10 protein-coding genes are annotated in these 12,331 nt (G+C 66.0%); 6 read left to right on the top strand and 4 right to left on the bottom strand.

Annotated features, from left to right (window positions below; translation table 11 throughout):
* The first annotated feature begins 83 nt into the window (after positions 1-83).
* From PMI42_RS16415 to poxB, 3 genes are all read left to right on the top strand, one after another.
* On the top strand, positions 84-1,004 hold the full coding sequence (locus tag PMI42_RS16415; RefSeq protein WP_008135990.1) for a 2-dehydro-3-deoxygalactonokinase: 921 nt from the start codon (positions 84-86) through the stop codon (positions 1,002-1,004).
* Positions 1,005-1,017: 13 nt separating this feature from the next.
* Complete coding sequence (locus PMI42_RS16420) at positions 1,018-1,650, top strand: 2-dehydro-3-deoxy-6-phosphogalactonate aldolase (RefSeq protein WP_008135991.1); 633 nt, start codon at positions 1,018-1,020, stop codon at positions 1,648-1,650.
* 80 nt (positions 1,651-1,730) lie between these two features.
* Entirely contained in the window at positions 1,731-3,467 is a 1,737-nt protein-coding gene (gene poxB / locus PMI42_RS16425) for a ubiquinone-dependent pyruvate dehydrogenase (protein ID WP_008135992.1), read from the top strand.
* Here poxB and PMI42_RS16430 read toward each other — a convergent pair.
* Together PMI42_RS16430 and PMI42_RS16435 are read right to left on the bottom strand one after the other, a co-directional pair.
* Positions 3,464-3,829, bottom strand: coding sequence for a hypothetical protein (locus tag PMI42_RS16430; protein ID WP_008135993.1), 366 nt, complete (start codon positions 3,827-3,829; stop codon positions 3,464-3,466). The genes poxB and PMI42_RS16430 overlap by 4 nt on opposite strands.
* A gap of 67 nt (positions 3,830-3,896) precedes the next feature.
* Positions 3,897-4,805 (bottom strand): PaaI family thioesterase, encoded by a 909-nt coding sequence (locus PMI42_RS16435; protein WP_008135994.1) that lies wholly within the window; start codon positions 4,803-4,805, stop codon positions 3,897-3,899.
* A 137-nt stretch (positions 4,806-4,942) separates the two neighbouring features.
* On the opposite strand from PMI42_RS16435, the gene PMI42_RS39700 reads away from it, so the two are divergent.
* Together PMI42_RS39700 and PMI42_RS16445 are read left to right on the top strand one after the other, a co-directional pair.
* Entirely contained in the window at positions 4,943-5,260 is a 318-nt protein-coding gene (locus PMI42_RS39700; protein ID WP_008135995.1) for a hypothetical protein, read from the top strand.
* Between the two features lie 183 nt (positions 5,261-5,443).
* Positions 5,444-6,670: an LON peptidase substrate-binding domain-containing protein gene (locus PMI42_RS16445; RefSeq protein WP_008135996.1), complete on the top strand. Its 1,227-nt coding sequence runs from the start codon at positions 5,444-5,446 to the stop codon at positions 6,668-6,670.
* 17 nt (positions 6,671-6,687) lie between these two features.
* Here the strand turns inward: PMI42_RS16445 and PMI42_RS16450 are convergent, their stop codons facing one another.
* Together PMI42_RS16450 and atzD are read right to left on the bottom strand one after the other, a co-directional pair.
* Complete coding sequence (locus PMI42_RS16450; protein WP_008135997.1) at positions 6,688-8,163, bottom strand: amidase; 1,476 nt, start codon at positions 8,161-8,163, stop codon at positions 6,688-6,690.
* Between the two features lie 126 nt (positions 8,164-8,289).
* The gene (gene atzD, locus PMI42_RS16455; RefSeq protein WP_008135999.1) at positions 8,290-9,393 is read right to left on the bottom strand and encodes a cyanuric acid amidohydrolase; all 1,104 of its coding nucleotides are present in this window, start codon (positions 9,391-9,393) and stop codon (positions 8,290-8,292) included.
* A gap of 247 nt (positions 9,394-9,640) precedes the next feature.
* Here atzD and PMI42_RS16460 point away from each other — a divergent pair, with 247 nt between their 5' ends.
* Positions 9,641-12,088, top strand: a complete 2,448-nt coding sequence (locus PMI42_RS16460; RefSeq protein WP_008136001.1) for a methyl-accepting chemotaxis protein — start codon at positions 9,641-9,643, stop codon at positions 12,086-12,088.
* Positions 12,089-12,331: the final 243 nt, after the last annotated feature.

The raw sequence follows: 12,331 nt of genomic DNA on the forward strand, positions 1-12,331 counted from the left end.
CCGGCGTCCGTCCCAAAGGGTGGTCCTGTCGCCGAGCGGTGTGCTAATGAGCGCGCCATCGCAGGCGAGGTTCGGGAACATCGATGGATACGCGTGAGGCCGCTTATGTCGCGGTGGATTGGGGCACAAGCAGTTTTCGCCTCTGGCTGGTCGACCGCGCCGGAGAGGTGCTGGCGGAGCGCCGCAGCGACGAGGGCCTGCTGGCCGCCGCCAAGGCCGGCTTTGCCGGCGTCCTGCAATCGCATCTGGCCGCGGTCGAAGCGCCGGCCCGGCTACCCGTGCTCATCTGCGGCATGGCCGGCGCCAAGACCGGCTGGGTCGAGGCAGGCTATGTCGACACGCCGGCGCCGCTCTCCGCCATCCTGAGGCAGGCCGTGCGGGTGCCGGGCCAAGCACGCGACATCCGCATCCTGCCGGGTATCGCGCAGCGCGACGCCAGGGCGCCGGACGTGATGCGCGGCGAGGAGACGCAATTGCTCGGCGCGCTTGGCCTGGATGCCGCAGGCGAGACGCTGGTGTGCATGCCCGGAACGCATTCGAAATGGGTGCGAGTGAAGGGCGGGGGGGTCGAACATTTTTCCACCTTCATGACCGGTGAGCTCTTCAGCGTGGTCTCGCGCGAGACGATCTTGTCGCTCGCGGTCGCCGGCGCCGATGACGCCGATGACGTCGCGAGCTTCAAGGCTGCCGTCACCGCCGCATACGAGGCACCTGCTTTCGCCGCCAATCTCCTGTTTGGCGCGCGGTCGCGACAGCTCCTGTTCGGCGGCACGCCGTCCGCTGCGCGCGAAAGGCTGTCGGGCACCTTGATCGGCGTCGAACTCGCCGCAGGACTGTCCGGGACGTTACCGAAAGCGGGCGTCACGCTGATTGCGTCCGGACGGCTCGCGATGTTGTACCAGCATGCCTTTGACGTGCTGTCGGTCGCCGTGACCCCGATCGATGCCGACGAGGCCGTTCGTCGCGGCCTGTCGATGGCGGCTGCCGCGATCTGGGCGAAATAGAAGGACTTCCGAGATGAGCGTTCCCTTTCCGCAGATGCAGCGTCCGCTGGTCGCGATCCTGCGCGGCGTCAAGCCGGAGGAGGCCGAGGCCATCGTCAGCGTGCTGATCGAGGCCGGCATGACCGCGATCGAGATTCCGCTGAACTCGCCCGACCCGTTCCGCTCCATCGCCACCGCGGCGAAACTCGCGCCATCCGGCGTGCTGATCGGCGCCGGCACGGTGCTGGCCACCGCGGACGTCGATCGCCTCAACGATGTCGGCGGCAGGCTGATGGTCTCGCCCAACGTGGATACGCAAGTGCTCGCGCGCGCGCATCAGTACGCCATGGTGACGTTGCCGGGCGTGTTCTCGCCGACCGAGGCGCTGCTTGCCGCGCGCTCGGGCGCATCGGGCCTGAAATTCTTTCCGGCGAGCGTGCTCGGCGCATCCGGCATCTCCGCGATTCGCGCGGTGCTCCCACCTGGCGTGATGATCGCCGCCGTCGGCGGCGTCTCGGATCAGAATTTTGCGGAGTACATCACGGGCGGCGTGACCGCGTTCGGACTCGGTTCCAGCCTCTACAAGCCCGGCATGACGGCGGCCGATGTCGCGGCGCGCGCGAAAGCGACGATCGCGGCCTATGATCGGGCGATTGCGAAAGACTGATCAGGCAATAAACAAGCCGTGATGCCGTCACGGTCGCGCGTTATCCTATCTTGTGTGACCAGCGAGATCAGGAGACCGACATGGCGATCAACAACGTGGCCGATCTGTTCGTGGCAACGCTCGAACAGGCCGGCGTCAAACGCATCTACGGCATCGTCGGCGACAGCCTGAACGCGCTCACCGAGGCGCTGCGCCGCCGCGGCACCATCGAATGGGTCCATGTCCGCCACGAGGAGGTCGCGGCCTTCGCGGCCGCCGGCGAAGCCGAGATGACGGGGAGCCTCGCGGTCTGCGCCGGCTCCTGCGGCCCGGGCAATCTGCATCTGATCAACGGCCTGTTCGACGCGCATCGCAGCCGCGTTCCGGTGCTGGCGATCGCGGCGCAGATTCCGTCAGCCGAGATCGGCGGCGGCTACTTCCAGGAAACCCATCCGCAGAACCTGTTCCGCGAATGCAGCCATTATTGCGAGATGGTGTCGGATCCGAGTCAGCTGCCTTATGTGATCGAGAATGCCATTCGCGCGGCCGTCGGCCTGCGCGGTGTTGCCGTGATCGCCATGCCCGGCGATGTCGCGTTCCGCTCACCGCCCAAGCGCGCGCTGTCGACGGCACGCGGCCTTGCGCTGGCGGCGCCGAAGGTGGTGCCGCAGGCCGATGAGTTGAAGGCGCTCGCGGATCTCCTCAACGGTGCCGAGCGCATCACCCTGTTCTGTGGCCGCGGCTGTGCCGGCGCACATGCGCCCTTGATGCAGCTAGCCGAAGCGCTGAAAAGCCCGATCGTGCATGCGCTCGGCGGCAAGGAGCATGTCGAATACGATAATCCCTACGACGTCGGCATGACCGGCTTCATCGGCTTCTCCTCGGGTTACGCCGCCATGCATGCCTGCGATGCGCTGGTAATGCTCGGTACCGATTTCCCCTACAAGCAGTTCTTTCCGACCGACTGCCAGATCGCGCAGATCGACATCCGTCCGGAAAATCTCGGTCGCCGCTGCAAGATCGATCTCGGTCTCGTCGGCGACGTCAAGCTGACGATCGAGGCGCTGCTGCCGCTGCTCAAGAGCAAGACCCAGCGCAAGCATCTCGACGACGCCATCGCGCATTACAAGAAGGCGCGCGAGGGCCTCGACTCGCTCGCCAGGGGCACGCCGGGAGCCAGGCCGATCCATCCGCAATACCTCGCAAAGGTCATCAGCGACCATGCGTCCGAGGATGCCGTCTTCACCGCCGATGTCGGCACGCCGACGGTGTGGGCCGCGCGCTATCTCGACATGAACGGGCGCCGCCGTCTGATCGGCTCGTTCGTGCACGGCTCGATGGCCAATGCGATGCCGCAGGCGATCGGCGCGCAGGCCGCCCAACCCGGCCGGCAGGTGATCTCGCTGTCGGGCGACGGCGGCTTCACCATGCTGATGGGCGACCTCATCACGCTGACGCAGATGAAGCTGCCGGTGAAGGTGGTCGTCTTCAACAACGGCGTGCTCGGCTTCGTCGCGCTGGAGATGAAGGCGGCCGGTTTCGTCGACACCAATGTCGACCTGGAAAACCCGGATTTCGCGGCGATGGCCCGCGCGATGGGAATCTTCGCGAAGCGCGTCGAGGACCCCGGCGAGCTTCCGGGCGCGATGAAGGAGATGCTGGCGCACGATGGGCCGGCCTTGCTCGACGTCGTCACGGCCAAACAGGAGCTGTCGATGCCGCCGACCATCACGACGGAGCAGGTCAAGGGTTTCAGCCTCTGGGTGCTGCGCGCCGTGATGAGCGGTCGCGGCGACGAGGTCATCGACCTGGCGAAGACGAATTTGCTGCCGCGCTAGCCCCGCTTCACCGACGGCGCGGGCAGCCGTTCGTGGCGGCTCTGGAAGCGTTGCCAGTGCAGCACGATGCCGATCAGCAGGGCCGGGACGAAGCCGAGCGCGATCAGGAAATGCGGCAGCTCTTTCGGCGAGATGAAGGCGATGGCGATGTCCGAGATCAGCCAGAGGGCGGCGAACATCACCGCGAAATCCGTGCGCGGGCAGCGCAGATAATAGAAGATCGCGGTGATGACGATGGCCGGCCCGATCGCGATGGCGATCATCACCGCCGTCAGCTCCTTCGGCGTCACCGCGTCGAGCACCATCGATGCCAGCAGCCAGAGCGCGGCGAACATGGCGACGATGTCGATCGGATGCCGCAACCCAATACCTCTCGCGGAAAACGCGTTATCGTTGTGTCCCGCGCGCTGGCCGTCAAGTCAAATACGCCTATTCCTCGTCGCTTCCCGGCGTCGGGCGCAGCATGAAATGGCCGAAGGCGGTGGCGATCGGCTTGTCGGCATCATCCTGCCAGGCGCGCGCCTCGAAGGCGACGATGCGGCGGCCCTGCTTCACGATCGACACGTTGGCGATGGTGTCCAGCGCGCGGCCGGAGCGTAGATAGTTGACAGTGAGTCCGATCGGCTTTGGCAGCGCGGCAATGCCGAGTTCGCGCCGCACGCCGAAAATCGCCGTGGTCTCGAGGAAAGCGCCGGTCATGCCGCCATGGATCGCCGGCAGGATCGGGTTGCCGATGATCTTCGGCGAGAACGGCATCGTCAGTGTGCCGTCGTTGTTGACGCGAATGCCGAGGGCGCGCGCGAACGGGCTGGTGGCGAACGGGCCGTCGGGATCGTCGGGTGCCTCCAGCGTCGGGATGCTGCGCGACTCCATCCTGCGGTCGGCGAGCATGTTGGTGCGGTTGGCACCGATCATGAAGCAGGCGGTCGCGGTCGCGACCGGATCGTCCTCGGATTCCTGATAGGCGGTGGAGCGCACGAAGGCGATCGAGCGCGTGGTGCGGTAGCAGACCGAATGCGCCTTGATGTCGAGGCCGGGCGTCGCCGGCTTCTGGTAGTCGATGCGCAGATCCAGGGTTGCGATCGCGCTCGTGCCGTCGAGCGCAAGTTGCACGGCCATGCCGCAGCTCTCGTCCAGCATCGCGGTGACGACGCCGCCGTGCAGGACGCCGGTCTCGGTGTCGCCGACGAAGACGGGACGGTAGGGCAGGCTGGACCAGGCCTCGGCGGGGGCGAAGCGGTCGAGCTGGAGCCCGCTGATATGGCCGTAATCGGAACGGCGGCCCTTGATGGCCTCGGCGAGTTCCTCGAACGGAAGCGTTGTGGGTGAGCTGGACATGACGATGTTCTAGACCAGCGGCGGGCGCCGCGCAAAACCCCGAACGGGCCTTGCGAGGGACTGGTTTGGCCTCGACACGGCCCGCCGAAGCAACGATGGTGGGCGCTTCGTCCGTCGACTAGTCCCAAGGAGTGCCCATGGCCGACCCCGAAACACCTGGCACCCCCCAGGGGCCCGTGACCATTTCGAGCTCCAGCTCGGAGCGGGCACCGATCATCTATTTCGACGGCGCATCCTGCTTCGGCCATCACAACGGCGCGATCCAGATCGAGCTCGCCGCGAACCTCCTGATGCCGGTCGGCGCCGCCGTCAGGGTCGACGTGGTCCAGACCGCGCATCTGCGGTGCAGCGTGGCCGCGGCGCTGGCCTTGCGCGAGGCGCTCGACAAGGCGCTGGCGATGTTTCGGCAGGGGCAGCAGCAGCCGACGGAGGAGATTCCGGCGGTGAAGAATTGAGATCGCAATTGACAGCCTACGGTCTTTGCGCCAATTTTTGCGCAGGTTGATACGACCTGCCGGTTGCCCCCTCCGTGGAATGGTGAACGTATCGAGCCCTTGATCGGCCCCCTTTGCCCGAGCGACCGGGTCAGCAACGCAACCGCCTGACACACCTGGATCGCTCATGCAGAGGACGAACCGATGCGCGATTTTCGCGATGCCAAGGCTATGGCGCAGACCCTGCGCCAATCTCTGATCACCAAGGACGTCACCATCAGCCACAGCGAAAGCCTGGAGCTGGTGTCGAGGATGCTGGGGATCGCCGACTGGAACACGTTGTCGGCGATGCTTCAAAGCGAGCGCCGCGACACGGCTGCGCCGGTCGCGAGGCTCAAGACCTCAACGGCCGTCTACCCGGCGGTCCCGCTGCGCGATTTCGTGCCGTTTCCGAACGCGACCTTTCCGCTGTTCGTCGGGCGGGAGAACACGGTGCTCGCCCTCGACCATGCGTTCGAAGGCGCGCGTGAGATGGTCTGTGCGATCCAGCGCGACGCGGCCGTCGATGAGCCGGGATTTGCCGATGTCTACGAGGTCGGCTTATTGGCTCAATTGGTCGAGCTCGAACGGCTCTCCGACGGCTCGATCAGGGTGTTGACGCGCGGGATCCGCCGCGTCGCACTTCGCAGCTTCGCGTCGTTGAACAGCGGCTATCGGTCCGAAGCCACCGAATTGGTTGAAAGCCCGCCTGTGGACGCGCCTGACCTGATCCGCCGAAGCATCCAGCGCTTCGAGGATTATGCGGCAGCCCATGGCCTGCTCATGCCGGATGTCTGGTCGTTCCTCGACCAGACCCGCGACCTCGGGCGCATTGCCGATACGATGGCGACGCGGATGAAGCTGCCGGTCAGGGACAAATACGAGCTATTGGCGATGCTCGATCCGGTCAAGCGGCTGGAGAAGATCGATTCGCTGCTGGACGTGTCGTCACGCCCGTTCGCGCCGGCCTATGCTGCCACGCGACGCCTGGCGCTCACCCTTGCCGACCGGCGCCGCCATCAGTTTGCGACGCTGGAGCATCTCCTGCTGGCGTTGCTTGAAGACAGTGATGCTGCCGCCATCATGCAGGCCTGCAACGCGGATCTCGGCGTGCTCGGACAGAGCCTGGTCGATTATCTCGACAGGGAGCTCGCGCACACCGTCATCGAAACCGGCACCGCGGCGCCGACCGCGGCATTCCAGCGCGTGGAGCGCCGTGCCGCGCTGCATGCCCAGGAGACCGGCCATCCGGCCGTAACCGGCGCCAATACGCTCGTCGCCTTGTTTCCGGAGACGCGAAGCCCCGCGGCGCGTTTGCTCGCCGAACAGGGCGTGTCGCGCTGGCGCGTGGACAAGGCCCTTGCGCGCAACGCCGGGAAGGAGAAGGGCTAGGGCAGCGCGCGCCGCGCCTACGCCTTGGCCACGTGGACCTTCGGCGTCTTGCCGCCGTTCCATTTGCCGTCGAGTGCGCGCTCGATCTGGGCGGCGAGTTGCAGCAGCAGGCCGTCATTGGCCTGCTTCGCAATCGCCTGGATGCCGAGCGGCAGGCCGTGATCCTGGGCTGCCATCGGCATCGAGATCGCGGGCATGCCGCAGAGATTGGCCAGCGGCGTGAAGGCGAAGAAGCGCCAGAGATTGCCGAACCAGTCGAGCACGTCGGGATTGTCGGAGATGGTGAGGTATTCCCTGGTCCCGACCTTGGGCGTCGGCAGTGCGGTGATCGGCGTCAGGATCACGTCCCACTGCTCGAAGAACGCGCCGAAACCGCGCGATGTCGTGTTGAACACGCCTTGCATCTTCGCGCGTTCGGCGAAAGTCGTGTGGCGGCCGGCTTCCCAGATCCTGATGTTCATCGGCTCGATCAGATCTTCCGGCGGCTTCTCCAGCCCGCGCGCGGCGAGCATGTTGGAGATCACCACGGCGAAGTTCGAGATGTAGCACATCGTCTGCGCCGCGAAGGCGGCGCGGAAGTCGAGCTCGGGCAGGGCATAGTCGACGTGATGGCCGAGGCCTTCGAGGAAGCGGCCGGTCTTCTCCAGCTCGGCCGCGATCTCCGGCGTCGCCGTGTAATCGCCCCAGCTGTGCGACAGCGCGATGCGGAGCTTGGTCGGATCGCGCTTGATCATCTCCGAATAGGGCTGCGCCGTGGTCCAGAACGGCATGAACTCGCCGGGCGCCGGTCCCCTTGCATGATCGACGAAGGCGGCGGTGTCGCGCACCGAACGCGACTGGCAGCCCTGGATCGAGACGAGGCCGGTGAGGTCGGACATGTGCGGCGCCAGCGAGAACACGCCGCGCGACACTTTCAAGCCGATATTGCCGTTGACCCCTGCGGGAATGCGGATCGAGCCGCCGCCGTCGGTCGCATGCGCGATCGGCACCACGCCGGCCGCCACCATCGCGGCGCTGCCCGCCGACGAGCCGCAGGTGGTGTAGTCGGTATTCCAGGGATTGCGGGTGACATAGACGGCGGGATTGTCGGCCGAGGAGCACACGCCGAATTCGGGGGTCGTGGTGCGCCCGATCAGGTTGAGGCCGGCCTGGCGGAATTTGCCGGTGAGGAAGGTATCGGCGGCGGCGCGGTTGCCGCGCATCAAGAGCGAGCCCATCTCCTGGAGCCGGCCTTTCATGGTCGGCCCGAGGTCCTTCATCAGGAACGGCAGGCCGGCGAAGGGGCCTGCGAGATTGGCGCCGTCCTTGGCCGGATCGGCGATCACGTCCTCGAACAGCTCGACCACGCCCGACAGCGCCGGATTGACCTTGGCGACGGCCGCACTGGCCTGGCGCGCCAGTTCCTTTGCCGTCAGCTCGCCCTTGCGGACGCGCGCCGCCAGGCCCACGCCATCGTGCTGCGCCCATTCGTTCCAGCTCATCGGCAAAGTCATGAAGTCAAAATCCCCTTGAGAGAGGCGCCACCTTTTTCGCAAGGGACCGCGTGAATCAACTGAGCCGGCGCGAAGGGCAGGGTTGCGTCGGGCGGAGAGGTCGCACGATCCGGGATGCCGGCCTCGTCAATCCGGCAGTCGCGCAATCACCGCAACCGGTCCGCCCCCGGCCGGGCCCTGATGTTCGGCGCCGCCGGACACGTAGACCGCGCCGGTGCCGGCAAGGCCTGCGATCAGGCCGCCGACCGCGGCGCGGGCGTGGCGCGTCGAGCTGATGTCGGTGTCTTCCAGCATGGTGTGACGGAAGCCGCGCACATCGCCATCGGGCGAGGCCTCCGCCTTGGCGAAGATGTTGACGAGCGCGCGGCCCGGCTGCGGCGTGGCGCCAAGCCCGACACTCTTCAATGCGGACATCACCGCCGCGGCATCGATGGCGTCGTCCATCACCGCATGTCCGATCTCGAATTCGCTCGCGGACGATGCCGAATTGCCGAGCACGATGACGACATTGTGCATCAGCTCGATCCCGGACGAGGTCGAGGCCACCTTCGAGAACAGATCGTAGCGCTGCAGCACGTCCGCGTCGCCGATGTCGGGGCCGATCTCGCCGAGCGCGACCGCAACCCCGAGCGCGGAGGCGCCGCGCGAATAGGCCATCGAGCTGTAGGCGTTCGTCGTCACCGTCTTGTTGCCGCGCGCGCCCGCCGCCTCGACACGCTCGCTGGTGAGCAGCGGGCACTTGATCTGCACGAAATGGACGTCGGCGGCATCGGTGATGCCGGCATCCGCCATGGCAGCTTTGACGGCTTGCGCCGTTTCCACGATCTGCGCGGAGCGGCCGAGCTCTTCGGGCAGGAAATCCCGCGTGTGCGCCATGCCGATGCTCAGGCGCTTGCCGGTCATGCCTGCCGGGCGCGCAGCCTCGCGCCGCGTGAACACCGTGAGATGCGGGCTGAGCACGCCTTCGGTGCCGCCCGACATCACGAAGGCGATGCGCTGCTCGACCTGCTCCGGCGACAGTCCAAGTTGCGGCGCCAGCGCCGTGCACAGCGCGGCAACGGCGTACTCCCGGGTAAAATCGTTGACGCCGCCATTGCCCTCGGTCTTGCCGAGAATCGCCAATATCGATGCCGGGTCGATCGCGCCTGAAACGATCATGGCCATCAGGCCGGAGACGTCGCCGGGGCCGCTGGTGGCGATCCTGATGACCCCGACGGATGTCGTGCGCATGTCAGTCCCCGCTTGTCTCGGCGCGATCAAGCTCGCGCGTGACGGTCCAGGCTCATTCTCGCCCGATCCGGAAAAGTGCGGAGATTCGCTGCGTCCGCGCACGGTTTTCGGCAACGCATTGATCTGGATCAATTGGACTGACCGTACTCGCCCGGGTTCCAATGTTCAAGGCGGGTTAAGCAGGCACACTGGATAGTCCGGCGCAACGTGCAATTGCAGGCACATTGCTGTTTTCATGGACGTTCATATGCGCAAGAACCTTCCGGTCACCGACAAGGAATACGAGATCGGCGATGACGTGTTCATCGTGTCCAGGACCGACGTCAAGGGACGACTGACCTATTTCAATGATCAATTCGTAGCCGCCTCCGGCTTCACGGAGGAAGAGCTGAAGATGCAGCCGCACAACATCGTGCGCCATCCCGACATGCCGCCTGAGGCCTTCGAGGACCTCTGGAACACCATCAAGGAAGGAAAGCCCTGGGCGGGCGCGGTGAAGAACCGCCGCAAGAACGGCGACTATTACTGGGTCGCGGCGAGCGCAACGCCGATCTGGGAGGGCGGCAAGATCAACGGTTACATGTCGATCCGCGCCAAGCTTCCCGTCGAGCAGCGCCGCGATGCCGAGCGCATCTATGCGTTGTATCGGGCGGGCAAGGCGCAGGGCTATCGTCTTCAAAGCGGGACTGTCCGGCGCCGCTCGGCGTTCGACGTCCTGAAGGTCTTCAGCGGCACGTTGAAAGCACGCCTTGCGAGCCTCGTTGCCCTGCAATCGGTCTTCCTCCTCGTCATGGGTCTGGTCGGCCTGATGACCGCCTATGACAGCAACAAGCGGCTGACGACCATCTACGAGGATCGTGCCGTCCCGCTCGCCCAGCTGTTTGAGATCAACGACCGCATGAAGGAAGCCTCCATCATGCTCTACCAGGCCGCGGTCGACGGCCGCGCGGGCAAGCCGGTGGCTGAGGTCGAAGGCAGGGTCCGCAAGAATTCCGAGGCGATCAACAAGGTATGGGCCGAGTATATCGCAACCTACCTTACTCCCGAGGAGAAGATTGCCGCGCAGGCATTCACCGAGAGACGCAAGGACTATCGCGACGTCGGCATCGACGCGGGTCTGCCGTTGCTCGCGGCCGCGAAATTCGACGAACTCGCGACCCTTCAGGCCGGAAAGACCAGCGAGCTGTTCGCGCGCGCCAAGGCGGAGCTGGACAAGCTCGTCGCGATCCAGATCGACGTGGCGAAGTCCGAGTATGATGCCGCCGAGCGCGGCTATCGCCTGATGCTGGGGGTCGCGCTTGGCCTCGTCGTGCTGGCGCTGATCGCCTGCGCCTGGTGCGGCCTGCGCGCGATACGGGCGATCACCGCGCCGCTGAAGCAGCTCAATGCGACCATGGACGGTATCGCGCAGGGCAAGTTCAACAACCGGATCGAGATATTGCGTGACGACGAGCTCGGCGCCGCGCTGCGCAACATCCAGGCGATGCAGGCCAAGCTCGGATTCGAGCTCGTGGAACGGATCGACCGGGCACGGCTCGCCGACCAGGAGAAGTTCAGCGCCCTCAACGAAATGGCCAATACGGTCGAGCGTGAGACGCTGGCTGCGGTCGATGCCGTCTCGGGGCAGATGGAGAAGATGGCGGAAAGCGCCGCGCTCATGAACGAGAGCGCCGGCACGGTCGGGTCCAACAGCAGCAACGTCGCCGCGGCGGCCGAGCAGTCGCTCGCCAACGCGCAGACATTGAGCCAGGCCGCATCGCAGTTGAACGGCTCGATCGCCGAGATCGCCAAGCAGATCAGCTCGTCCCGCAAGCTGACGACCGACGCGGTCGAGAGCTCGGCGAAGGCCCAGACGCTGGTCGGAGCGCTGTCGGATGCCGCCAACCGGGTCGGATCGGTCACCAGCCTGATCAGCGAAATCGCGGAGCAGACCAATCTGCTCGCCCTCAACGCCACGATCGAGGCGGCGCGGGCGGGAGAGGCCGGCCGAGGCTTTGCCGTCGTCGCCTCGGAGGTGAAGTCGCTCGCAGAGCAGACCACGAAGGCGACCAGCGAGATCGCGCAGCAGATCACCGAGATCCAGAACGTGACGCGCGATTCCGCCGACTCCATCGCGGCCATCGGCGAGGTCATTCGCGGCGTCGATGCGGTGTCCGCCGAGATCTCGGTGTCCATGGACAAGCAGAGCCAGATGACCGCGGAGATATCGCGCACCGTCGCCGAATCCTCCGAAGCAGCGCGCGAAGTTGCGTCACAGATCGTCGGCGTGTCCAGCGAGGCGGCGGAAACGGGACGCAGGGCCTCGGAAATCTCGCAAGGATCGCTCGAAATCGCCGGCAAGATGGGCGACCTCAGGGAGACGCTGGTGCGGGTGGTCCGGACCTCGACGTCAGAGGTCAACCGGAGAATTGCCGCCCGTGCGCCAGTGGATCGCAGCGGCACCGTCGAGGCGGGCGGCCACGTGCATCGGGTCCACGTCCGCGATCTCTCCGAGAACGGCGCCATCCTGGTCGAAGACGTCGCCGGCATCGATCTCCACCAGAACGTCGTCGTCGCCATCGATGGCCTTCCCGCGCGGCTGAAAGGGGTCGTGGTCCGCAAGAACGATCGTGGCACGCTGGTGCGGTTCGAGCTCGACGAAGCCGCCAACGAGCTGATCCGGACGCTGATGGGCGCATCGCGCGCCGCGGCCTGAGGGATCGCGGGAGCGGCGACGAGCGGACCTGCCCCGCGTCCGACGCGACGTCGTCGCCCGGATGCGCGAGCGCCATCCGGGGTCTGAAATTGCCCGACGGGCAAAACACCGTAAGGTTGTCAATCGGCTGTCGCAAAAATATTCCGCTTTACCGAAATTCGGTTTTGTCGTATGTGTCGCCCATCCCGGCTCACCTTGAGGGGCGATCGCGCGTCGTCACGTATCGCGAGCCGGGCTTGCGGT

The organism is Bradyrhizobium sp. YR681, from assembly GCF_000282615.1.
Taxonomy (GTDB): Bacteria; Pseudomonadota; Alphaproteobacteria; order Rhizobiales; family Xanthobacteraceae; genus Bradyrhizobium.